The following is a 23,548-nucleotide window of genomic DNA, read 5'->3' as shown; positions in this document are numbered from 1 at the left end:
AGATCTGAAGGTGCGATCGCCGGACTTAACCTGCGGCGACGCGAGATGGGACGAGGATACCAGCTTTGATGAGCCAATCTGGCGATACTGCCGCGCATTCTGCAATTTACCCAAGCCTTGAAGGGCGCAAGGTCATCGTCAGCGGCGGTGCTTCGGGTATCGGCGAGGGTATCGTCGAAGGCTTCGTGCGGCAGGGCGCTGCAGTTGCGTTCGTCGATCTTCTCGAAGATGCCGGAAGCGACCTCGTGAACCGGATGTCCGGCGCCGAGGTGCCGCCCATCTTCCAGCGCTGCGACATCACCGACAGCGACGATTATGCGGCCAAGATCGGCGGATTGATCGAACGGCTCGGCGGATGCGACGTACTCGTCAACAATGCGGCGAACGACGACCGCCACAAGGTCGACGAAGTCACTAGCGATTACTGGGACAAGTGCATGCAGGTGAACCTAAAGCATCAGTTCTTCGCGGCGAAGGCGGTGACGCAGGCGATGCGCGATGCGGGCGGCGGCTCGATCGTCAACATGGGATCGATCAGCTGGCATCTCGGCCTGCCCGATCTCGCCATCTACCAGACCGCCAAGGCGGCGATCGAGGGGCTGACGCGCAGCCTCGCGCGCGAACTCGGACGCGACAACATTCGCGTGAACACCGTCATTCCGGGCAATGTGCAAACGCCGCGGCAGATGAAATGGTACACGCCGGAAGGCGAAGCGGAAATCGTCGCCGCGCAGTGTCTCGACGGACGCATCCAGCCGGTCGACGTCGCGGCGCTGGTCATGTTCCTCGCATCGGACGATGCGCGCTACTGCACCTCGCACAGTTACTGGATCGACGGAGGGTGGCGCTGATGAGCGAAGTCCGCAGGGTATTGGACGCCGACGCGAAACTCGGCGAAGGCGTTCTGTGGGATGCGGCACGCGAAGTCGTGTGGTTTGTCGATATAAAGCGGCACCGGCTGTGGCACTACGACCCGGCAACGGGCAGCAACTCGTTCAGCGAAGCGCCCGGCCAGATCGGCTGGGCAATTCCGGCGGAAGGCGGCGCACTTCTCTGCGGATTGCAGAACGGGCTGTACACGTTCGATCCGTCCGGGAACCAGTTCCAAAAACTGGCTGACGTTCCGGGAGAGCCGGCGGCCAACCGCTTGAACGATGCCTGCACCGATCCCTGGGGCCGCGTCTGGTTCGGCTCGATGGACGACAGCGAGAACAAGGCTTCGGGCAGGTTCTACGTGTTTGATCGCGGCGACATCCGGCCTGCTGGCCCCAGCGGCATCAAAATCACGAACGGCCCTGCGATCAGCCATAGTGGCGACCGCATCTACTTCACCGATACCACCGGGCAGAAAATCATGGTCGCGGACCTTTCGAGCAGCGGGGTCGGTGAAGCACGACCCTTTGCCGATACCGGAGCACTCTTTCCCGACGCTTTTCCGGACGGACCTGTCGTCGATGCGGAGGACCACATCTGGACCGGGCTGTATCTCGGCGGGAAGGTGGCCCGCTTCACTCCGGACGGCAAACTCGACATAGCAATCGACATTCCGGCGCGCGACGTGACCAAGATGGCGTTCGGCGGAGAGGACTTCAAAACCGCATACGTCACGAGCGCGACGAAGAACATGGAGCCTGCCGATATGGAAAAATACCCCGCTGCCGGAAGTTTGTTCGCGTTCGAAGCGCCGGTCGCCGGCTTTGCGCAGACAAGGGCGAAACTGGGATGATCCGCCCCGCCCTTACTGCGCTGGCGGTCTCGCTTTCCTGCAGCGCCGCCGCCGCGCCCGTGCTGGGCCCGGGTTATGGCGAAGGAATGGTTCTTCAGCGCGGCGAGCCGATCATACTTCAAGGGCGCTCGGAACCGGGCGCGACCGTGACCGCTATTATGGGCGAGACGCGCACTACCGCCCGCACTGACAGCGAGGGAACGTTCCGCCTCAGCCTTCCCGCACGGCCCGCAAGCACCGCTCCGGCACAGTTGATCGTCAGCGACGATACCGGAGAGACGCGCTACCAGAACATCCTGATCGGCGACGTCATTCTGTGTTCCGGACAGTCGAACATGGAGCTTTCAGTCAACCGCGCGCTCGATACCTACAACCAGCTGAACCGCGCGGCGGACGACGGCATCCGCCTGCTCAAGATTCCGCAGAAAACCGCAGCCGTGCCGCAGGATGCTTTCGGCGAGCCGGTATCGTGGGTCGCCGCGAGCAAGGACAGCGTCGCGGAATTCTCCGCCGCTTGCTTTTACATGGGCAAACAGCTTCGCGAACGCCGACCCGAAGTGCCCGTCGGGCTTATCCATTCAAACTGGGGCGGGAGCGCGGCGCGCGCGTGGCTGACACCGGAGGGCGTCCAAACCCTAGAGGGCGCCGACACGACTGCACTGCTGCAAGCCTATGCCGAAGATCCGCTCGAAGCGACGCGGGCCTTCGTTCCGCGCTGGAAGGAATGGTGGCGCGCGCAGGATGGCGGCCGCGAGCCGTGGCGCGACACGAGCACGCTCGACTGGTCGCCGATCCCGCAGTTCTCTTTCTGGAACGAGTGGGAGGGGACCGGGTTGGACACCGATCCGGTCGCCAATGTCTGGCTGCGGCAGACGCTGACCCTGACACCGGAACAGGCCGCGGCAGGCGGCGAACTGTCCATCGGCGCGATCGACGATCTCGACCTGACCTTCGTGAACGGCGAGCCGGTCGGATACACCTTCGGCTGGGGCGTCGAGCGCAACTACCGCGTGCCTGCCGACCTTCTACGCGCTGGCGAGAACGAGATTCTAATCGCAGCCAACAATGCTTGGGACAGTGGCGGTTTTTACGCGGGGGCCGACCGGCTGTTCTTCACATCGGCCAGCGGCGGCGCTCCGGTTCCGCTCGGCGCAGATTGGGAATATGCGAAAAGCGATGTCGATGGTACGCCGCCCCGCGCACCGTGGGATGCCAATGCAGGCGCCGGGGTCATGCATAACGCGATGGTCGCGCCCCTCGGACCGATGCGGCTTGCAGCAGTCGCGTGGTACCAGGGTGAAAGCGACGTCGGCCAAGCCGACTACGACCGCAAGCTCGACGCATTGTTCGATGGTTGGCGCAGCCAGTTCGGCGAGCAGGCGAAGATGCTGGTCGTGCAGCTTGCGAACTTCGGTCAGCGCGAGACCGTTCCGGTCGAATCCGGCTGGGCGCAGCTGCGGCAGGAACAGCTCGACGCCGTCATGGCGGATGAAAACGCGGACCTAGTGACTGCAATCGATATCGGCGAGCCGACCGACATTCACCCCGCCAATAAGAACGTGCTGGGCGTCCGACTGGCCGAGGCGTTCGCCGGCGAAACGATGCCCAAGCCGCAATACGCGCTCCGCGAGGGCGGCAATATCGTGGTCGGCTTCAGCGATCTCGAAGGCGACCTCGTTGCTTACGGCGGCCCGGTCCCGCTCGGCGTAGAACTTTGCGGCGAAGCTGCGGAAAGCTGCCGCTTCGTGCTGCCTGCGCTTGAGGGCGAGCGGCTGGTCATCGCTCCGCAAGATGGCATGACGCCGATACGAGTGCGTTATGCATGGGCCGATGCACCGGTCGTCAATCTTTACGACGGCGGCGGCAGGCCGATACCGGGCTTCGAACTCGCGATCGAGCAGTGAGAATCGATCGACGCACACTGCTGGCCACAACGGGCGCGAGCGCGGCATTGATGGCGCTCGGCGGATGCGTCCACAATTTTGCTTCCGCGGCGAGCAATTTCGTTGAGCGGCGCGGCACGCGGCTGCTGCGCGCTGACCAGCACTACCGCATCGTCGGCGCGAACCTGTGGTATGCCGCTTGGCTCGGGGCGGACGCGGAGTACGGCAACCGCGCGCGTCTGCTACGCGAACTCGACCGCCTGCAAGCCATGGGCGTCAACAATTTGCGGATCATGGCGGCCGCCGAAGAAGGACCGCTGAAGAACTCGATTGCGCCCGGCTTCACGCACGGTGACGGGAGCGGCAATCCCGAGCTCTTCGAAGGGCTCGATTTCGCCATGGCCGAGATCGGCAAGCGCGGCATGACCGCGGTGCTGGTGCTGTCGAACTTCTGGGAGTGGTCGGGCGGTTTGCAGACGCTGCTTTACCGCGCGACCGGCGAGTACATGGACATGGGGGATCCGGCGCACCCCTGGCCTGCCTTCGCCGATGCGACGGCTGCGTTCTACGCCAACGATGCCGCGCTGGCGGCGTATCGCGCTCACGTTGCGAAACTCGTCGGTCGGACCAACTCCCTCACCGGCCAGCGCTACAGCGAAGACCCCGCAATCATGAGCTGGCAGCTCGCAAACGAACCGCGCCCCGGCGGCAGCGATGCAGCCATCGCGAGGCACCGTGACGCCTATCTGTCCTGGATCGCCTCGACTGCCGACCTGATCCGTTCGCTCGACCGAAATCACCTCGTCTCGCTCGGGCAGGAGGGGACGATGGCGACGAACGGGAGCGAAGAACTGGTCGTCGCCGCACACGAGCCGGTCGATTACGTAACCGCGCATATCTGGCCGCTCAACTGGGGCTGGGTCGAGGGCGACGATCTGCCGGGAACATGGCCTTCGGGGAAGGCGAAGGTGGAAGAATACCTCACCGTCCACCAGCGTATTGCCGAAGCAATGGACAAGCCGCTGCTCGTCGAAGAGTTCGGTTTTCCGCGCGACGGCGAAGCCTATGACCCCGCCGCGTCGACCGAATTTCGCGAACGCTATTACCGCACGATCTACGACGCGGTCGAGCAGAGCTGGCGCGAGGGCGGCGCTCTGCAGGGAAGCAATTTCTGGGCGTGGAACGGCGAAGCACGTGCGGCACATGCGGATTTCCGCTTCCGTGACGGCGACCTCGCCTACATGGGCGACCCGCCGCACGAACCGCAGGGGTGGTACGGCAATTTCGACAGCGATGACGAGATGATCGCGCTCGTGCGCCGCCACGCCGAGCGCATGTGCCTCGGCATCGAAACACTCTGCCCGGCCTGACCGAACCGAACGCTACTGCCCCGGTGCTTCGGGGAAACTGCGTGCCTTGTATTCTTCCAACGTTTCGGGCGGTGGGGCCGCTCCTTCGGGCATCGGCAAACCGTTGAGCGAGCGCCAGTAGGCGATCGAGGCGTTACGCCACCAGCGCGCTTCGCCCTGCTGGATGGCGAGGTTCTCCGCTACCGCCCGGTGGCGCTGCGGGTCGACCGCGGCAGCAAGCCCGTTCCAAGCCTCGGCCATCGCATCGACCTCGGAAATCCCGCGGTCGTATTCGCGGACCAGTTCTTCCCACAGCGTCTGTCCCGAATGCATCCGGGCATTCCAGTCGACATGGTGGAACCACAGGAGATATTCGCGATCGATGGTTTGCGGGTCCGCCCACCGAGCCGCAACGCTGTCCGCATACTGCGACAGCGCATTGGAGCCTGACGCGGTCCGGTCAAACCCGATGCCGTCCGCATCTGCGCGGTGGTAGTAGCACGGGTTCCACTCCGGCCGGTCGAGGTCGCATACCCAGGGAGCGGGGCCATAGTGGTGGCCGGTCGCCATCAGATGCGCGAGACCGAGCGGCGTCATGTAGCGGACCACCGCTTCCCGGCTATCGAGCATCATCTTAGCGATAGTCTCGACCGCCTGCGGGTTGCGCGTGAACGTCTGCACCGCCCATTCGCGTGCAATCCGCTCGCTCGAAAGCGAGGGGTCCCATGCCAGCCGTCCGAGCGCATACCAGTTCGCCTGATCGAAGTCCGATCCGCTCCAGTTGCGGTCCGACCCAGTGTTCGCCACCCCAGCAATCCCCGCGGGCGCGACGACCTCGGCGACTGTGCCGCCCCGCCCCGTTTCCGCTTCGAGCACTTCGCTCCACATCGGAGCGAGGAAAGCGAGATGGCTCGCGAAACCGAGGTATTCCTTCGTGATCTGCGTTTCGAGCATCAGTTTCGTGTTCGGCATCGCGCCGAACATCGGATGGAAAGGCTCACGCGGCTGAAAATCGAGCGGACCGTTCTTCACCTGGATGATGACATTGTCCGCGAATTGCCCGTCGAGCGGCACGAATTCGGCATAGGCCTGCTTTGCGCGGTCGGTCTCGTCGGTCTCGGAATAGACGAAAGCGCGCCAGATGATCGTCCCGCGGTTCCCTACCGCCTCGGCGAGCATGTTCGCGCCGTCCGCATGCGTGCGGTCATAATCCTGCGGCCCGGGCTGACCTTCGCTGTTGGCCTTCACGAGAAAGCCGCCGAAGTCGGGGACCGCGCGGTAGAACTCGTCCGCTTTCGCCTTCCACCACGCGCGCACCGCCGGATCGAGCGGGTCGGAGGTTTCGAGCCCGCCGATGTCCTGCGGAGCACTGAAGCGCGCAGAAACGTACAGACGGATGCCGAAAGGGCGCCAAGCGTCGGCGAGACGCTTGTATTTGGCGATGTAACGCGGCTCCAACATGAAAGCGCGTGCGTTGACGTTGTTCACGACGACGCCGTTGATCCCGATCGAGGCATTGGCCCTCGCGTAATCGATCATCCGCTCATCGAGACGCTCGGGCAGATGCCACCAGTCGAAAATGGAGCGCCCGGCGTAGCCGCGTTCGACATGACCGTCGGGATTGTCCCAGTGGTTCAGCATGCGGAGCGGCATCGCGGGAGCGGAGACGAGGTCGACTACGCGCGGATCCTGGCCGAGCGACAATTCGCGCAGCAAGGCGAAAGTGCCGTAGAGACAACCTCCGGAATCGGGTGCCGTCAGTGCAAGTCCGTCTCCGCCCGACAGTCGAGCGATGCGGTACGCTCCCGGAATGCCGCCCACGTCCTCATTGCGGCAGTCGAAATCGATGTCGAAGCGCGTCTGCGGCGTCGTTCGGCTTTCTCCGATAAGCGAGCCGATGCCGCGCTCAAGTTCCGCGACCGCAACCGCAATCGTCGGGTCGGACACAAGTTCGTCCGGCACGTCGGGGTGCAGCGACAGACCCGCCAAGATCTCGCGCGCTTCGCCTTCCAGCGGCGCATAGCGCAGCCACAGATCGTAGCCGTCTTCCGCCGCCGCGGGCGCTGCCAGTAGCGCCGCCCCGACTAACGCTGCAAACGCATTTCCAATCCGGTTGACAAGCTTTGAACCCCTCATCATGGTAGCGCTAACAGAACAATTCCGGCGGTCAAGACCGGTACATGGGAGAGAGATTGAAATGCGTAAGTTCATGCGGGGCACGCTCCTCGTCGCGGCGAGCCTAGCCGCCCTGTCGCCCGTTACAATCCCTGCCGCCATCGCTCAGGAAACCGCCGCCGCAAGGCCGATGGCCGATGCGCCTTACTGGGATGCCTCGCTTCCGACCGAGCAGCGCGTCGCCGACCTGATGGCGCGCATGACGCTGGAAGAGAAACTGGCGCAGATGATCTCTGCCTGGACCAACAAGCCGGAGATACAGGACGAGGCGAATTTCTTCGATTCCGCCAAGGCGCGCGAACTCTACCCGCACGGGATCGGCTTTTTCGCACGCCCTTCCGATCTTCAGGGTGCCGGAAGCCCGCGCATCTTCAAGCCGCGCTCGATCGAGGAAAGCATCCGCTACGTGAATGCGCTGCAGCAGTGGGCGCGCTTGACCCGCCTCGGCATTCCGGTGATGACGCACGAAGAATCGCTGCACGGCCTCGCGGCGCTCGATGCGACCAGCTTTCCGCAATCGATCGGGCTCGCCTCAACCTGGGACCCCGATCTGGTGCGCGAGATCAACGACTATATCGCGAGCGAAGTTCGCGCGCGCGGCGTCCATCAGGTGCTTTCCCCGGTGGTCGATGTCGCGCGCGATCCGCGCTGGGGCCGCATCGAGGAGACCTTCGGCGAAGACCCGTATCTCGTATCCGAAATGGGCGTCGCCGCGGTCGAGGGACTGCAAGGCGTCGGAACCGACCGGAAGCTCAAACCCGGCCAGGTCATGGCGACGCTCAAGCACATGACCGGGCACGGCCAGCCCGAAAGCGGGACCAATACCGGCCCTGCACAGATTTCCGAGCGAACCTTGCGCGAGATGTTCTTCCCGCCGTTCAAGGAAGTCATCGACCGCACCGCCATCGACGCGGTGATGGCGAGCTACAACGAGATCGACGGTATTCCGAGCCACTCGAACCGCTGGCTCCTCGAAGACGTGTTGCGCGATGAATGGGGCTACGAAGGTGCGGTCGTATCCGACTATTTCGCGATCGAGGAAATGGTCTCGCGCCACAAGATCACCGAAGACATTCCGGGTGCTGCCGTCCTTGCCATGAACGCCGGCGTCGACATCGATTTCCCCGACGGGGTAGCCTACCGCACGCTGCCGCAGCTGGTAGCCGATGGCCGGATTTCGCAGGAGCAGATCGATACCGCGGTCGAGCGCATCCTAACGATGAAGTTCAATGCCGGCCTGTTCGAAGAGCCCTTCGTCACGGACAGCGCCCCGGCGCTTGCATCGAACAATGCTGAAGGCATCGCTCTCGCCCGGCAGGCCGCGGCGAAATCGCTGATCCTGCTCAAGAACGACGGCGTCCTGCCGCTCGCCATGCCGACCAGTTCGCAGAAGCCGACGATCGCCGTGGTCGGTCCGAATGCGGATGTCGCGCGGCTCGGCGGATACTACGGCATCCCCCGCGATACCGTCACGCCGCTCGAAGGCATTCGCGCACTGGTGGGAGAGCGGGCGAACATCATCCACGCGCCGGGCGTTTCAATCACCGAAAACGACGACTGGTGGGCCGACGAGGTCGAGCTGTCCGATCCGGCCGAAAACCGCCGCATGATTGCCGAAGCGGTCGAGGCGGCGCGCGGAGCAGACGTTATCGTACTCTTCGTCGGGGATACCGAGCAGACCAGCCGCGAAGGCTGGGCCGACAATCATCTGGGCGACCGCACCAGCCTCGACCTCGTCGGCGAACAGAACGAACTTTTTGCGGCCATGAAGGCACTGGGCAAACCGGTCGTGACGGTCCTCGTCAACGGCCGCCCGCCGAGCTACCCCACTATCGCCGAGCAGTCCGACGCCATTCTCGAGACGTGGTACGCGGGTGAGCAGCAGGGAACCGCGATCGCGGATGCGCTGTTCGGGCGCGTCAATCCGGGCGGCAAGCTGCCGGTTACAGTCGCACGCAACGTCGGCCAGCTGCCCAACTTCTACAATTACAAGCCGAGCGCGCGGCGCGGCTACCTCTTCTCCGACGTGTCTCCGCTCTATCCGTTCGGCTTCGGCCTCTCCTACACCGACTTCGAGATCGGCGCGCCGGTGCTGTCGTCCGCTTCGATTACGGCCGGTCAGGGCGTGACGGTCCGCGTTCCCGTCACCAACACCGGCAGCATGGCGGGCGACGAGGTCGTTCAAGTGTATCTGCGCGACCAGATCAGCTCGGTCACGCGGCCGGTCAAGGAACTGGTCGGTTTCGAGCGCGTCACGCTCGAGCCGGGAGAAACCCGTCAGGTCGACATCGCGATCCGCCCCGATGCCTTCGCCCTGTGGAACCGCGACATGGAGCGTGTCACCGAACCCGGCACGTTCACCATCATGGTCGGCTCGAACTCCGCAGAGCTTGCTGAAACCGAACTGGAGGTGACGCCATGAGCCTCACTCGCCGCAGCGCCCTCGCCATGCTTACGACCGGCAGCCTCTCCGCGCTGGCCGTTGCGCAAGCACCTGCCGCCTTCGCGCAAGGCAGCGGACCGCTCTACAAGAGGGCCGACGCGCCGATCGCCGCACGTGTCGCCGACCTGATGGCGCGGATGACGCTGGAAGAAAAGGTCGCGCAGATCCGCACCGCCTGGGCGGCGAAGGGCGACATGATCGACGGCCTCGCTTTCGACCCGGCGCGCGCAAGCAAGGCTTTCCCGCACGGTATCGGCCACGTCACGAGGCCGAGCGACAAGCGCGGCGTGCCCGGCGTCTCCGAGGCCTCCGGCGGAACCGCTGCCAATTGGCGCACGCCGCAGCAGACGGTCGAGTTCATCAATGCGCTGCAGCGCTGGGCAATAGAGGATACGCGGCTCGGCATCCCGGTCCTGCTGCACGAGGAATCGCTGCACGGTTACATGGCAACCGAAGCGACCATGTTCCCGCAGGCCATTGCGCTCGCCGGGACGTTCGATCCCGACCTGATGCGGCGCGTGCAGTCGGTAACCGCGCGCGAGGTCCGCTCTCGCGGTGTCCCGCTCGTCCTCAGTCCGGTCGTCGACATCGTCCGCGATCCGCGTTGGGGCCGGATCGAGGAGACCTGGGGCGAAGATCCCTACCTCGTCGGCGAGATGGGCGTCGCCGCTGTCGAAGGGCTGCAGGGCGCCGGCAAGTTCGAAAAGCTGGCGGACGGCAAGGTCTTCGCGACGCTCAAGCACATGACCGGTCACGGACAGCCCGAAGCGGGCAACAACATCTCGCCCGCGCAGCTTTCCGAACGCGAACTGCGCGAGAACTTCTTCCCGCCTTTCCGCGAGGTGGTGAAGCGCACTTCCATCCGCAGCGTTATGCCGAGTTATAACGAGATCGACGGTATTCCAAGCCATGCGAACACGTGGCTGCTCGGCGACATCCTGCGCGGCGAATGGGGTTTCGACGGGGTGATCGTAAGCGACTACGGCGGCGTCCACGAACTCGCGACGCTGCACAAGGTCGCGGACGATCTCGAAGATGCGGCGCGCCAAGCGCTGCGCGCCGGGGTCGACAGCGAACTTCCCGAAGGCATGGCCTACGCGACCCTCGTCGATGCGGTCGAGGCAGGGCGCATTCCGGTCGAACTGGTGAACCGCGCCTGTGCCCGGATGCTGACCATGAAGTTCCGGGCCGGTCTGTTCGAAAACCCCTATGGCGACTTCGAACTCTCGCAGCGCATCACCGGCAACCGCGAAGCGCGCGCACTGGCATTGGAGGCGGCGCGCAAGAGCCTATGCCTGCTCACCAACAAGAACGGCGCGCTACCGCTCGATCGTAGCACGATGGGACGCGTCGCGGTCATCGGTCCGAACCAGGCGATCGCACGGCTCGGCGGCTATTCGAGCGTTCCGAAGCAGCGCATCAGCCTGATCGAAGGGCTGCGTCAGATCGCACCCGATGCCGACTTCGTAACCGCGCAGGGGGTCTTCATCACCACCAGCGAAGACCGCTCCCAGGATCTCATCTATCTTGCGGATCGCGCGGAGAACCTGCGGCTGATCCAGGAAGCGGTCGAGGTCGCGCGCGGTGCCGACACGATCGTTCTCGCCATCGGCGATACCGAACAAACAAGCCGCGAGGGCTTCGCCAGCGATCACCTCGGCGACCGGACGGACATCGATATCGTCGGCGAGCAGAACGAACTGGTGGACGCCCTCGCAGCGCTCGGCAAACCGCTCATCGTTACCGCCTACAACGGACGCCCGCCGAGTTGGCCGAACGTCATCGAGAAAGCCGACGCGATCCTCGAATGCTGGTATCCGGGGCAGGAAGGCGGCATCGCGGTTGCCGAGGCGCTGCTAGGCCGGATCAATCCGGGCGCGAAAATGCCGGTGACGGTCGTCCGAAATGCGGGGCAAGTCCCCTATTTCTACAACCACAAGCCGAGCGCGCGCCGCGGCTATCTGTTCGACGACAAGGGGCCGCTGTTCCCCTTCGGACACGGGCTTTCCTATACCAGCTTCGCCATTTCCGAGCCTCGCCCCGGCAAACGCCGCTTCGGCCTGGCCGAACCGATCACGGCGGCGGTCGACGTGACCAATACGGGTAGCGTCGCCGGCGACGAGGTGGTTCAGCTCTATATCACGCGGACCGACGTATCGGTCACGCGTCCCGTGCTCGAGCTCAAGGGCTTCGAGCGCGTCACCCTCCAGCCCGGCGAAACGCGCACGCTGACCTTCGCCGTAACCCCAGACCAGCTCACGATCTGGAACCGGGCGATGGAAGAGGTGAACGAGCCAGGCCCAGTCAAACTATCCGCCGGCGGAAGTTCCGCCGACCTCAAATCGACCGACGTGGAGATCGTCTCAAATGCCTGACCGTTTCGAATTCTCTCGCCGCCATGCGCTTGCGGGAATGGCCGCACTGCCGCTCGTGGGCTGTGGCGGCCTGTCCTCGGGAGATTCCGCTGCGCCAGAAAGCGCGCCGATACTTTCGCCGTCGGGAGAGCCCTACCCCAAGCCGTCGCTCGAGACATTGGCCCAGCGCACCGGCCGGCACTTCGGCAGCGCAATCGCCTCCACCCCCGGTCGGACCGATGCGGGTTCGGTGCAGAACCCCCGCTACACCGACCTCATCAAGGCGGAATGCGGCATGGTCGTGCCGGAAAACGAGATGAAGTGGCAGACCGTGCGGCCCTCGCCCGATACCTTCGACTTCTCTCGGATGGACGACATCGCCGCCTGGTCGCAGGCAAACGGACTAGCGCTGCGCGGGCATACGCTGCTGTGGCACCGGCCGCAGTGGTTTCCCGACTGGCTCAACAATTACGACTTCGGCGCCAATCCGGCCACCGAGGCGGCGCGCCTGCTCACCCAGCATATCGAGACCGTCACGGACCGCTACCGAGGTCTCATCACCAGCTACGACGTGGTGAACGAGGCCATCGACCACGACCGGAACGATACGATCGAAACGAGCCTCAGCCGCGCGATGGGCAGCCCCGAAGCGGTCATCGACCTCGCTTTCCGCAGCGCGCGCGAACAGCTTCCTGACGGGCAGCTCGTCTATAACGACTACATGAGCTGGGAACCGCAGCACCAGAAGCACAACGACGACGTGCTGCGGCTGCTCGAGGGCATGGTCTCGCGCGGGGTCCCGGTCGACGCACTCGGCATCCAGTCCCATATCGAACTGTTCGAGATCGATCCCGCCACCGGCGTCGGACCTTACATGGAGCGCGAATGGCGCCGCTTCCTCGACGAAGTGACCGGTATGGGCCTGCGCCTGCTCATCACCGAGTTCGATGTGAAGGACCGCGAACTACCCGGCAGTATTCCTGAGCGAGACAGCAAAGTGGCCGATTACGCGCGGCGCTACTTCGACGTGATGCTGGATTACGACGCGCATCTCGACGACATCCTGATGTGGGGCATGATCGACAAGTTCAACTGGCTCCAGTATTTCGATCCCGCCAAACGCGCGGACGGGCTCGAAATACGCGGTACACCCTACACGTCGAACTACGAGCCGAAACCGCTCAGGACAGCGATCGCCAATTCACTGGCGGAGGCAGCCTGATCCGAACTTAAGCGCCCCCTTAGCGCAAGATGGGCCGTCCTGCCGTTCGCGGTAGGACGGCTTTCTTTTGCCGCGCGCAAAACCCTCGCAGACGGTCACGCCCGGTCAGCAAAAGAAAAAGGCCGCGCCACCGATGACGGGACGCGGCCTTGCTCAAAAAGTGTAGTGCTGGAAGCTAGAAGTTCCCGCGGATGATGAAACTGAACCGGCGGTCGTTCATGAAGAACGAACGCGGTGCCAGATCGTCGGGGTCGCCGGTGTAGGCCTGCGTCGTTTTGGTGACTTCGTTCAGCAGGTTCACACCTTGGACGCCGACGCGCAAGTCACCCGGCAGACCGAGTACCGACCCGATGTTCAGGAACGCGGAAGCGTCAAGCTGTCCAGTAGGCTCGTTGAAGATCGAGTAATACGGGAAGATCACGTCCGCTGCGGTAAGTAGGAAGCGCGAGCGCCAGTTGTAGGCAGCGCGAACCGATACCGGACCCTTCTCGTAGAACCCTGCGACGTTGTAGTTGTGCTTCGAAAGTTGCTCCAGCGGCAGATTGCCGGGAGGAATAGTCGAAGGGTTTACCACCTCGGCGCCGTTGAGGAACGTGTTCGGCAGGCCCTCGCTGTCGATGTAGGTGTAGTTCGCCTGCATGCCGAACCCGTCGAGCGGCTGCGGCAGGAAGTCGAACGTCTGCTGGTAAGCGACCTCGAAGCCCTTGACCTTACCCGACCCGTCGAAGTTCGCCGGACCGCGGACGCTGACGCTACGCGTTTCGCCTGCGGCGTTCGTGATCGAGATATCACGCGTCTCGTTATAGAAGAAGTTCTTAATATCCTTGTAGAACGCATTCAGCGTCAGCGATCCGACAGTATCGAAATACCATTCGAGACCGGCATCGAACTGCCATGCTGTCGCGGGCAGCAGGTTCGGATTGCCCGCCTGAGCAGTGTAGATACCGTCCGTCGTAAAGCCCGGCGTAAAGTAGTTGCGGATATAGCTATTTTCCGGGCGCGATAGAACCTTCGATGCGGCAAGCCGCAAAATCAAGTCATCCGTAAGTCCGAACTTCAGGTTCGCGCTTGGCAGGAAGTAGTCGTATTCCTTCCCACGCTGTTCGAACTGGCCGGAATTATCGAGGAATGCCCGCGTCGCGTCGAAGTCGACCGGCCCCAGCGTACACAGGCCGCCCGGACGAACGAACCCGCCGCCCTGCGCTTCGCTTCGCTCTACAAGCGCACACTGCACCGCGTATTCGGCAGTAAAGCCGAGATCGGCTGCGTTACCCGGTCCGCGTGTACCGGCCGAACGCACGTCGGACTTTACGTAGCGAACGCCGACATTGCCAGAGAAGCGAATGTTGCCGAACATCGTATCGCTACCGAACCGCAGCATTCCGTACAGCGCATAATCGTCCTGATCGATCGTCTGGATATCGAATGGTGTGTACGGCGTACCGTTGATCGCCCCTTCTCGTCCGGCAAGCGGCGTCCAGTTCGAATTTCGGTTTCCGCCCTGTGCAACCGCCAAGTCCTGAATATTCTGGAAAAAGCCGATTGCGTTCTGATAGTCGCCCGTCAGGTCGCCGCTGTAGTAGAATGCGCCCGGAGGAGCGAGCACCTCACCGCGGAAGAAGTTCGGGAACTCGTACCGCTCCGACTGATCGGCAGCAGTATCGGCAAAGTTCACCGGGCGGCCGCCCGTCCACACTTCACTGAGCTTGCCCCAGTTGTAAGTGGTGAAGCGAACATCCTGCTCGCGGCCCTGATAACGACCACCGAACTTCACTTCGCGCAGGAAAGTATCTTCGCCGAAATCATAGGCAAAGTCGGCGGCAAACGCGAACTGCTCACCCTTGCTGTCTTCCGCGTGATCCATGGCAGCCCGCCAGAACTGGAAGCGAGGATCGTTGAAATATTCCGCATCGCTGGCGTTCGCGAGAGCCTCGCCCGGCTGGGACCAAGTATAACCAAGGAACTGCGGCTTGTGCGGAATGATCTCCGGATAATCGCCCGAAATGTCCAGTTCCTGATCCGCGAACAGCGATCCGAAGACGCTCACGTCGAGGTTGTCGCGCTTCGACGTCGCATATTGCGCATCGAGTTCGACGGTCAGGCGGTCGGTCAGTTCGTGGTACAGATTGAGGCTATAGTCGGTGTTCGTCGTCTCGTCGGCAACCTCCCGACGTGCGAGACTAAACTGCGAACCGCCGATTGGCACGAACGGCGATGCGGCAGGGTCACCACGCCAGCCGTTGGAGGCATCGACAATGTAGCCTGACTGGAACAGGCCGTTCTCGTCATAGACGAAGTCCTGATACTCGCCGACCGGACACTGCGCTCGCGGGGGCGTTTCATCGTCCGGATTGACCACACCGTTGCTGTCGATCACGGCCGGGCCGTTCGCATTCTGCTGGCAGCCGAGCGGATACGTCGAATATTCCGTCAGATCGGGGGCGGTTTCGTAGGTGTACTCGCCCCAATCGTTGGTGGTGTGGGAGCGGATGAACTCGGCCGTCAGGCGCGTACGCTCGTCGAGGCTTTCCCACTGCGCGGAAGCGGCGATACCGTCACGCTTGCGGTTGTACTCCTGCGTACGGAACTGTCCGCCAACCGGCGCGACGCGGTAGTCGGCATAATCAGCAAATCCGTCCGCTCCGGCAGTGCCGAAGTTGCCACAAGCGGCGTTCGGCGGCGGCAATGTCATGGTATCGGTCGGTGCCGGAAGCGGGTTTCGACACACAAACCGGTTCTCATTTGCAAGCTGCGCCAGTTGCCCGTCGCGGGTCTGGTAGTTCGCAACCTGCAGACCGTCTGCCCGGCTCTTGATCTGAGAGAACGCGCCGCTCACGAGAAGACCGAACCGACCAGCGTCGGTTGTCCATGCCTTGCTGATGAGGCCTGAGAACGTCGGCGTCCACTCTTCGCGGAAGTCGCCGTAGTTCGCCTCGGCACTGAAGGCGATCTTGAGATCGTCCGACCCGCTGTCGAAGGGCTTGCGCGTGTTGAGGTTAACCGTACCGGCAAGGCCGCCTTCGATCATATCCGCGGTCGCGTTCTTCGAAATGATGACCGAGCCGAGCAGTTCGGAAGGAACATCGGCGAAGTTCAGCGCCTGGCCGTTCACGCCCGCTGCGAAAGCGGTACGCCCGTTAAATTCCGACCGCACGAAGTTGAGGCCGCGGATGGTCACACCCGAACCTTCGACCGAGAAGTGGTCGGGGTCGTTCGAACCAGCGAAGCGGTTGATGGCGATACCCGGAACGCGCTGAAGCGCCTCGGTAACCGAACGGTCAGGCAGAGCGCCGATGTCTTCGGCGGTAATCGCGTCCACGACGGTATCGGCATCGCGCTTTATGTCCTGCGCGTTGGCAAGCGACTGGCGAATACCCGAGACGATAATGACATTATCGTCGACGGGCGCAGCTTCTGCCTCGATGTCCTGTGCGAACGCGGACGAGCCGTACAGCAGACTGCCGACAACCATGGCCGAAGCGCCGGCCTTAAGAACGGATTTTAGCAGAACGTCACGGCCGTTGTCGGACGCATCGATGTTGGACATCGCCTTGGTCATATGACCACCTCTCCCATGATAGCGCTACCAATACATTCCGGCAGCAGTTGATTTCCTCGGCGCAGAGGCTTATCCGCCGGCCTGCGCATTGGCAAGTGCCTACCAGCCTGTTTACCGCAATACTGTGGCAAATTGCCAACAATGGTATCGGGCTATAGGGTGGCAGTATGATACATGCTTTAGATGTTATCGTTATCTTGCAGTGCACAAAAACTGTGATCGCCGTGGGCTCGGACGACGCGTTGATATCCCTGAGAAGCGCGCCATGACCCCTGCCCCGGTAACCAATGTCGTGATCGTCGGCGGCGGCACCGCAGGCTGGATGGCCGCTGCGGCGCTGGCGCATGTCATGGGGAAACTCCCCGGCTTTTCCGTGACCCTCGTGGAAAGCGAAGCGATCGGCACTGTGGGCGTTGGCGAAGCAACCATCCCGCAGATCATAGGCTACAACCGGATGCTCGGCATCGACGAGATGGAGTTCATGCGCGAGACGCGCGCAACCTACAAACTCGGCATCGAATTCGTCGACTGGTTGAGACCGGGACATTCCTACGTCCACCCGTTCGGCAGTTACGGGCTCGATATGCTGGGCATCGACTTCCAGCACTTCTGGATTCGCGGATCGGCGATCGGCGACGAGACACCGGTCGATGCGTATTCGATTGCCGCGATGGCTGGCAAAGCGGGCAAATTCGACTGGCCGCGCCCCAATACAAAGTCGCCGATGGCGAAACTCGCCTACGCGTTCCAGTTCGATGCAGCGCGCTATGCGCGTTTCCTTCGTGCGCGCGCGGAGGCAGACGGTGTAACCCGGGTCGAAGGGCGGGTTGTAGAGGTCGAGCAGAACGGCGAGAGCGGCGTCGTCACTGGTATCAAGCTGGACAGCGGGCAAACGATCGAAGGCGAGCTCTTTATCGATTGCTCCGGTTTCCGCTCGCTGCTGCTCGGACAAGCGCTCGAAGTGCCGTTCAAGGACTGGTCGGACTGGCTCCCGTGCGACAGCGCCGTGGCCGTTCCCTGCACGCTCGGCGGCAAGCACGAGCCGCTCACGCGTTCCACCGCCCGCCCGGCAGGGTGGCAATGGCGCATTCCGCTTCAGCACCGGCTCGGCAACGGACACGTCTTCTCCTCGCAGCACATGAGCCGCGAGGATGCGACCGACCTGCTGCTCGCCAATCTCGACGGGCAGCCACTGGCCGATCCGAACCAGCTGAGCTTCACCGCGGGTCACCGCGCGCGGGCGTGGGAAAAGAACGTGGTCGCGCTGGGCCTCGCTGCGGGTTTCCTCGAACCCCTCGAATCGACCTCGATTCACTTGGTGCAATCGGGCATCGCGCGTCTGCTTTCACTGTTTCCCGACACGAGCTTTGGCGCGACCGAGATCGCGCGCTTCAACGAAGAGACGGACCGCGAATATGCCGATATCCGCGACTTCCTCGTCCTGCATTACAATGCGAGCGAGCGCGACGATTCCGAATTCTGGCGCTACTGCCGAAACCTGGAATTGCCGGAAGGCCTGCGCGAGAAGCTGGAGATGTTCCGCAGTTCGGGCCGCATCTTCCGCGAGAACAACGAGCTTTTCACCGAGGCAAGCTGGCTTGCTGTCATGTCGGGTCAGGGCGTTCATCCGGAACGCTATCACCCCGTCGCCGGGCTCCTAGACGAAGCGGAAACACTCGAGCGCCTGCGGCACATTCGCGAGGTGATCGCGCATACGGTGGAGCAGCTTCCGACGCAGGACGCGTTTCTCCAGCAGCGCGGCGGGGCTGTTCCGCCCGGCGAGCGGCTGAGCACCTGACCTCGGTGCCTGAGCTTCCGCCACCTTCCCCGATCGAAGAGATCGCCACCCCTGTCACGGCAGAAGCTTTCGCCGAACTGCGCGCCTCGACAAGACCCGCCGTCTTTCGCGGTCTCGTCGGCGATTGGCCTGCTGTGGAAGCGGCGCGAGAGAATGACGTCGCGATATGCCGCTACCTCGCCGAGCGCGCCTCGGCGCGGCCCGTGAACGCGATAGCCGCACCGCCCTCCGCTGATGGCCGTTTCTTCTATACGGATGATTTGCGCCAACTGAATTTCGTCAAGGCCAGCGGACAACTGGCCTCATTTCTCGAAGACCTTCTTCACGCGAGGTCCGTCCCGCAGCCTCCGGCGATGGCCGTCCAATCGGAGGATATTGCGAGCCTAGCCCCGCGCTTTGCCGCAGATAACAGGCTCGATCTTCTCCCTGCGGTTGCGCCGCGTATCTGGATCGGCAACCGTATCAAGGTCGCCCCGCATTACGACGCTAAGGAGAACGTTGCCTGCTGCGTGGCGGGACGGCGGCGCTTCACGCTGTTTCCTCCAAGCCGGACACCTGATCTGTATCCTGGCCCGTTCGAGACTACCCCGGCGGGCACGCCTGTCAGCATGGTCGATCCGTCGGCTCCGGATCTCGACAGATATCCGCGCTTTGCCGAGGCATGGAAGGATGCAAAGCAGGCTACGCTCGAACCGGGCGACGCGATCTACATTCCCTACGGCTGGTGGCACGGCGTAGAATCGCTGGAGCCCGTGAGCATCCTCGTCAATTACTGGTGGACCCCCGATCTGCCCGAAGGGATCGGCAGTCCCTACGATGCACTTTTGCACATGATGCTGGCGTTCAGGCATCTACCGCGCGACGAGAAGGAAGTCTGGCGCGAACTGCTGGACTACTACGTGTTCGAGCGCTCGGGCGATCCGGGCGCGCATCTGCCCGACCATGCGAAAGGCATTCTCGGCCCGCCCAGCCCGGAACTGTTCGGACATATGCGGCGGCTGATACGCCATGCGATGGGTCCGGGAGACTGACCGCGAACGATCTGGTGGCGCGCCCGGCAGGACTCGAACCTGCTGCCTCAAGATTAGAAGTCTCGCGCTCTATCCAGATGAGCTACGGGCGCGCGCCGCCAGCGCGATAGCGCTATTTCCTCCGAACGCAAACGTCTTGAAACCAGACTTGGGCAGTCAAGGTGCGGACTACGCGTCGTCCTCTGCGCGCAGGACGTTCTCGACTTCCGAAGAATGCGTTTCGCCGACGACTTCCATGGTATAGTCGAGGCCGAGCCTTTCTCCGAGAGTCCTGAGATCCTTCTCGTTCGGTATGCCGAACAGGGGTGCCTGCTCTTCCTCTATCTTCAGAATCAGCCTGCCGTCTTCGACCGACAGCGTGCTCGCCTGCATCGGTCGGCGCGACCGTGCGCTAAGGCGGCGGCATAGCCGTATCGCCAGCCCCCAGCACAGAGCCTCCTCGAGCTGCTCGCCGCTTGCGATCCGGTGCAGCGCATCGGGCAGTTCGGTCACGTTTCCGTTGCCGCAGATAGCGGCCGCCAGCATCGCCCGCTCGTGCGGCTCAACCGCCAGCCAGCGTTTGTAGAGCGCCCATTCAATTCCCTGCTGGATACGCAGGTTCGGCTCTATCTGCATCGAGGCCAGCGCGAGCGTTGTCGCGGCCAGGCGAACCCGCTCACTGCCGCGGCCTTCGTTCGGAACTGCGCGCACCGTCCAGCCCGCCATCAATGCTGCGAGAACCGGCGGTGCTCCGCGCATTGCGCCGAACACGGCGACGCCGGCAAGCAGCGGGTCTTGCCCCCTGATATGCGGTGCCAGCCGTTCGTACAAAAGCCCCTCGCGGAGGCCCCAGGAAGAGAATACCAGCCGCTCCGGCTCGAGCTTCTTGAGCAGAGCCTGCAGAAGCAGCGCAGCGTCGGGCAATTTTTCCGCGCGCATGGTCGATATGCGCGGGATCGCCGCAAGGTCAGCCGGATCGGCAGCAGCCAGCGTATCTGCCAGCTTCGCTGCCTGCTTGGCGGCCAGTTCGTAGCCGTGCGGATCGGTCAGCAGCGTCTCGGCACGCTGCATCGCGAAGACTGCCATCGCCCGCCACGTTCCGCCGACGAGGTAGAGCGGCCCGCCGATCGGCTTTTCCCAGCCGGCCTTCTTGAGCATTTGCGACAGGACCTTGCGCGTGCCGTCCCCGTGCTGTTCGCGCAGCGCCGCCAGCCGCAGCGTACCGAGCGGCAGCGTATCAGCATCGCGGCATTCGCTGCCTTCCACGCGAACGAGTTCGAGGCTTCCGCCGCCGAGATCGGCGACGAGCCCTTCCGCACCCGGAAACGCGCCCATGATCCCATGAGCGGAACTCCGCGCTTCCTCTTCGCCCGACAGTACCTTGGGCGCGAAGCCCAGTGCGCGGATTTGCTCGAGAAAGTCCGCGCCGTTGCTCGCCTCGCGCACGGCCGCGGTCGCAACCGTGGTCACGTCCTTGATTTCGAGTTCGCGGAAGATCAGCGCATAGCGTCTGAGGCCGCGCATCGCGATTTCGATGGCTTCGGGGGCGAGATCGCCTTCGCTCCCTATGCGCCGGCCCAGCTTCGCCGTGACTTTCTCGTTGAGAAACACTGTCGGCGCCCGCGGGCTACCGCTGAAGACGACGGCGCGCACGGTGTTGGAGCCGATGTCGACGATCGCTCGCTCCGCCACGTTGCCGGACAGTTTGCTGCCGCGATCGCGCTGCCTGCTACGAAGCGGCATCAGTCGTCGCTCCGGTTCTTGACCCGCTTGGCAGAGCGCAGCGCGAGCTTCGGTACACGGCTCGCCACAAGCGCCCCGCCCCGGCCCGAAAGCGACGGGTTGGTCATGAAATAGCGGTGGCAGTTGAAGGGCTGCTCACCCGGCTCGACCCGTTCGTAGTCTCCATTCGGCTGCAGCTCCCAGCTTTGCTCTGTATCGAGCAGGTTGGCGAGCAGCACCTGCTGCAACACCTGGTCGTGGACCGTCCGGTTGCGGATCGGCACCATCGCTTCCACCCGCCGGTCGAGATTGCGCGACATGAGATCAGCGGAGGAAATCAGCACGCGCGCTCGCTCGCTCGGCAGCTTGTAGCCGTTCGCGAACGCATAGATCCGGCTGTGTTCGAGAAAGCGTCCGATGATCGACTTGACCCGGATGTTTTCCGACAGGCCGGGAATGCCGGGACGCAGCGCACAGATCCCGCGCACGACCATCTGCACCTCGACCCCGGCTGCGCTCGCAGCGTACAACCTGTCGATCATTCCCGTGTCGGTCACCTGATTGCATTTCATCCAGATCGCGGCTGGGCGCCCAGCCTTCGCGTTCTCGATCTCGCGGTCGATAAGCGCGTAAAGTTCCTGTCGCAGGCCGATGGGCGAGACCGACAGCACGTTGAGGCTGCGCGGCTCCACATAGCCGGTCACGAAATTGAACAGCTTCGCAGCATCGCGCCCGAACTTGGGATCGGCGGTGAAGAAGCTGAGGTCGGTGTAAATCTTGGTGGTGACCGGGTGGTAATTGCCGGTGCCGAAATGGCAGTAGGTGCGAAAGCCGTCGCCCTCTCGCCGCACCACCATCGCGACCTTGGCGTGTGTCTTGAGTTCCACGAAGCCGTAAACGACCTGCACCCCGGCTCGTTCGAGCTTGCTGGCCCAGACGAGATTCTGCTCCTCGTCGAAACGGGCTTTCAGTTCCACCACCGCCGTCACCGTCTTGCCCGCCTCCGCCGCCGCGATAAGCGCATTGATGACCGCCGACTGATTGCCTGCGCGGTAGAGCGCCTGCTTGATTGCCACGACGTCGGGATCGGCGGCAGCCTGACGGATGAAATCGACCACCACCTCGAAACTTTCGTAAGGGTGATGGATCACGATGTCCTTCTCGCGGATCGCGGAGAAACAGTCGCCGTCATGCTCGAGGATGCGTTCGGGATAGCGCGGGGAATAGCTGTCGAACTTGAGATCGGGCCGGTCCTCTGAGACGATCCGGTCGAGACCTTCGATCCCGATCATCCCGTCGGTCTTGATCACGGTCGCGCCGTGCAGGCCGAGCTGCTGCCGCAACGTACGCTCGGCGACGGGATCGAAATCCTCCTCCAGCTCGAGCTGGATGACCTGTCCGCGCCGGCGCCGCTGGATCGCGCTGCGGAAGGTGCGCACGAGGTCTTCGGCTTCTTCCTCGATCTCGATATCGCTGTCGCGCAGCACCCGGAACGCGCCATCGCCTTCGATGGTGTAGCCGGGAAACATCTTGCCTGCGAAGCGGCAGATCAGGTTCTCGATGCTGATATAGATAGCTTCCTCGCCCGGGACGCGAATGAAGCGGCGCAGCGCGGCCGGGATCAGCACCATCTCGATGATCTGCTCGCCGTCAGATTGGCGCGTCAGCGTGAACAGCAGGCCCATCCCGCGGTTAGCGACGAAGGGAAACGGGTGCGCCGGGTCGATCGCCTGCGGCGTGATGACCGGCATGATCTCGTTGAGGAAATGCTCCTTGAGCCAGCGATAGGTCGCCGAGTCCACCCGGTTGGTATCGACGATGCGGATGCCGTTTTCGGCAAGCTCGCTGCGCAGATCCCGCCATGCTTTCTGCTGCGCCGTGGCGATCCGGTCGAGCCGCTCTGATATGTCGCTCAATTGCTGCGAAGGAGTAAGCCCGTCGGACGATACCCGCTCGATTCCGCGCTGCACCTGCCCTACGAGGCCGGCCACGCGAATCATTACGAACTCGTCGAGATTGCTGCCGGAGATGGACAGGAATCGCAGCCGTTCGAGCAGCGGATAGCGCGCCCTTACCGCCTCGGCGAGGACACGGTCGTTGAACGAAAGCCAGCTGAGCTCACGGTTGGTATAGCGCTCTTCCGCATCCGGCAGGTCGACATCGGGCGGCAGACCGTCGTCGCCGTGATCGTTGCTCGCTTGCGGAAGAATGCTCATGAAACGGCGGCCTCGTCGAATTGCGCAGCGGCGTATATCTCGCGCCTCACCATGCGGCGGGAAGCGCCGGACTGCAATCTCGGTAAGACCA

13 protein-coding genes and 1 tRNA gene are annotated in these 23,548 nt (G+C 63.3%); 9 read left to right on the top strand and 5 right to left on the bottom strand.

Features of this window, described 5'->3' with window-relative positions; all coding sequences use genetic code 11:
* The first annotated feature begins 68 nt into the window (after positions 1-68).
* From xylB to HUV48_RS00120, 4 genes are read left to right on the top strand one after another with little or no spacing between them, the layout of a single operon-like run.
* The gene (gene xylB / locus HUV48_RS00135; RefSeq protein ID WP_176265764.1) at positions 69-851 is read left to right on the top strand and encodes a D-xylose 1-dehydrogenase; all 783 of its coding nucleotides are present in this window, start codon (positions 69-71) and stop codon (positions 849-851) included.
* A complete protein-coding gene (locus HUV48_RS00130) occupies positions 851-1,726 on the top strand; it encodes an SMP-30/gluconolactonase/LRE family protein (RefSeq protein ID WP_176265763.1) in 876 nt (291 codons plus the stop codon). Before xylB ends, HUV48_RS00130 begins: the two co-directional genes overlap by 1 nt.
* Positions 1,723-3,630, top strand: a complete 1,908-nt coding sequence (locus HUV48_RS00125) for a sialate O-acetylesterase (RefSeq protein WP_176265762.1) — start codon at positions 1,723-1,725, stop codon at positions 3,628-3,630. Before HUV48_RS00130 ends, HUV48_RS00125 begins: the two co-directional genes overlap by 4 nt.
* Complete coding sequence (locus HUV48_RS00120) at positions 3,627-4,979, top strand: glycoside hydrolase 5 family protein (protein ID WP_217906636.1); 1,353 nt, start codon at positions 3,627-3,629, stop codon at positions 4,977-4,979. Before HUV48_RS00125 ends, HUV48_RS00120 begins: the two co-directional genes overlap by 4 nt.
* A 12-nt stretch (positions 4,980-4,991) precedes the next feature.
* On the opposite strand, the gene HUV48_RS00115 is transcribed toward HUV48_RS00120, so the two are convergent.
* Entirely contained in the window at positions 4,992-7,094 is a 2,103-nt protein-coding gene (locus tag HUV48_RS00115; protein WP_176266629.1) for an alpha-glucuronidase, read from the bottom strand.
* 73 nt (positions 7,095-7,167) lie between these two features.
* On the opposite strand from HUV48_RS00115, the gene HUV48_RS00110 reads away from it, so the two are divergent.
* The 3 genes from HUV48_RS00110 to HUV48_RS00100 are packed head-to-tail and all read left to right on the top strand — an operon-like array spanning position 7,168 to position 13,152.
* Positions 7,168-9,555 carry a glycoside hydrolase family 3 N-terminal domain-containing protein gene (locus HUV48_RS00110; RefSeq protein WP_176265760.1) on the top strand — a complete coding sequence of 796 codons (2,388 nt, stop codon included), beginning with the start codon at positions 7,168-7,170 and terminating at the stop codon, positions 9,553-9,555.
* Positions 9,552-11,951 carry a glycoside hydrolase family 3 N-terminal domain-containing protein gene (locus tag HUV48_RS00105; protein WP_176265759.1) on the top strand — a complete coding sequence of 800 codons (2,400 nt, stop codon included), beginning with the start codon at positions 9,552-9,554 and terminating at the stop codon, positions 11,949-11,951. The genes HUV48_RS00110 and HUV48_RS00105 overlap by 4 nt, the downstream gene beginning before the upstream one ends.
* Positions 11,944-13,152, top strand: coding sequence for an endo-1,4-beta-xylanase (locus HUV48_RS00100; RefSeq protein ID WP_225871462.1), 1,209 nt, complete (start codon positions 11,944-11,946; stop codon positions 13,150-13,152). Before HUV48_RS00105 ends, HUV48_RS00100 begins: the two co-directional genes overlap by 8 nt.
* 175 nt (positions 13,153-13,327) lie before the next feature.
* Here the strand turns inward: HUV48_RS00100 and HUV48_RS00095 are convergent, their stop codons facing one another.
* Positions 13,328-16,711 (bottom strand): TonB-dependent receptor, encoded by a 3,384-nt coding sequence (locus tag HUV48_RS00095; protein ID WP_225871461.1) that lies wholly within the window; start codon positions 16,709-16,711, stop codon positions 13,328-13,330.
* A 265-nt stretch (positions 16,712-16,976) separates the two neighbouring features.
* On the opposite strand from HUV48_RS00095, the gene HUV48_RS00090 reads away from it, so the two are divergent.
* A complete protein-coding gene (locus HUV48_RS00090) occupies positions 16,977-18,509 on the top strand; it encodes a tryptophan halogenase family protein (protein WP_176265758.1) in 1,533 nt (510 codons plus the stop codon).
* A gap of 5 nt (positions 18,510-18,514) precedes the next feature.
* Positions 18,515-19,540 carry a cupin-like domain-containing protein gene (locus tag HUV48_RS00085; RefSeq protein ID WP_318656020.1) on the top strand — a complete coding sequence of 342 codons (1,026 nt, stop codon included), beginning with the start codon at positions 18,515-18,517 and terminating at the stop codon, positions 19,538-19,540.
* A 15-nt stretch (positions 19,541-19,555) separates the two neighbouring features.
* Here the strand turns inward: HUV48_RS00085 and HUV48_RS00080 are convergent.
* From HUV48_RS00080 to HUV48_RS00070, 3 genes are all read right to left on the bottom strand, one after another.
* Positions 19,556-19,632 (bottom strand) — tRNA-Arg (locus HUV48_RS00080).
* A 76-nt stretch (positions 19,633-19,708) separates the two neighbouring features.
* Positions 19,709-21,262, bottom strand: a complete 1,554-nt coding sequence (locus tag HUV48_RS00075) for a Ppx/GppA phosphatase family protein (protein WP_176265757.1) — start codon at positions 21,260-21,262, stop codon at positions 19,709-19,711.
* Complete coding sequence (locus HUV48_RS00070) at positions 21,262-23,457, bottom strand: RNA degradosome polyphosphate kinase (protein ID WP_176265756.1); 2,196 nt, start codon at positions 23,455-23,457, stop codon at positions 21,262-21,264. Before HUV48_RS00070 ends, HUV48_RS00075 begins: the two co-directional genes overlap by 1 nt.
* Positions 23,458-23,548 lie beyond the last annotated feature (91 nt).

It is taken from the genome of Qipengyuania atrilutea, from assembly GCF_013370205.1.
Classification (GTDB): Bacteria; Pseudomonadota; Alphaproteobacteria; order Sphingomonadales; family Sphingomonadaceae; genus Actirhodobacter; species Actirhodobacter atriluteus.
The sequence above is the reverse complement of the archived record's forward strand: the minus strand, read 5'-3'. Positions and strand labels throughout refer to the sequence as shown.

Excerpts from the sequence above, each read along its gene's own strand:
- HUV48_RS00090 (WP_176265758.1), top strand. The coding sequence starts at position 16,977 with ATGACCCCTGCCCCGGTAACCAATGTCGTGATCGTCGGCGGCGGCACC.
- HUV48_RS00115 (WP_176266629.1), bottom strand. The coding sequence starts at position 7,094 with ATGAGGGGTTCAAAGCTTGTCAACCGGATTGGAAATGCGTTTGCAGCG.
- HUV48_RS00110 (WP_176265760.1), top strand. The coding sequence starts at position 7,168 with ATGCGGGGCACGCTCCTCGTCGCGGCGAGCCTAGCCGCCCTGTCGCCC.
- HUV48_RS00075 (WP_176265757.1), bottom strand. The coding sequence starts at position 21,262 with ATGCCGCTTCGTAGCAGGCAGCGCGATCGCGGCAGCAAACTGTCCGGC.
- HUV48_RS00130 (WP_176265763.1), top strand. The coding sequence starts at position 851 with ATGAGCGAAGTCCGCAGGGTATTGGACGCCGACGCGAAACTCGGCGAA.
- HUV48_RS00070 (WP_176265756.1), bottom strand. The coding sequence starts at position 23,457 with ATGAGCATTCTTCCGCAAGCGAGCAACGATCACGGCGACGACGGTCTG.
- HUV48_RS00100 (WP_225871462.1), top strand. The coding sequence starts at position 11,944 with ATGCCTGACCGTTTCGAATTCTCTCGCCGCCATGCGCTTGCGGGAATG.
- HUV48_RS00125 (WP_176265762.1), top strand. The coding sequence starts at position 1,723 with ATGATCCGCCCCGCCCTTACTGCGCTGGCGGTCTCGCTTTCCTGCAGC.
- HUV48_RS00105 (WP_176265759.1), top strand. The coding sequence starts at position 9,552 with ATGAGCCTCACTCGCCGCAGCGCCCTCGCCATGCTTACGACCGGCAGC.
- HUV48_RS00095 (WP_225871461.1), bottom strand. The coding sequence starts at position 16,711 with ATGACCAAGGCGATGTCCAACATCGATGCGTCCGACAACGGCCGTGAC.
- xylB (WP_176265764.1), top strand. The coding sequence starts at position 69 with ATGAGCCAATCTGGCGATACTGCCGCGCATTCTGCAATTTACCCAAGC.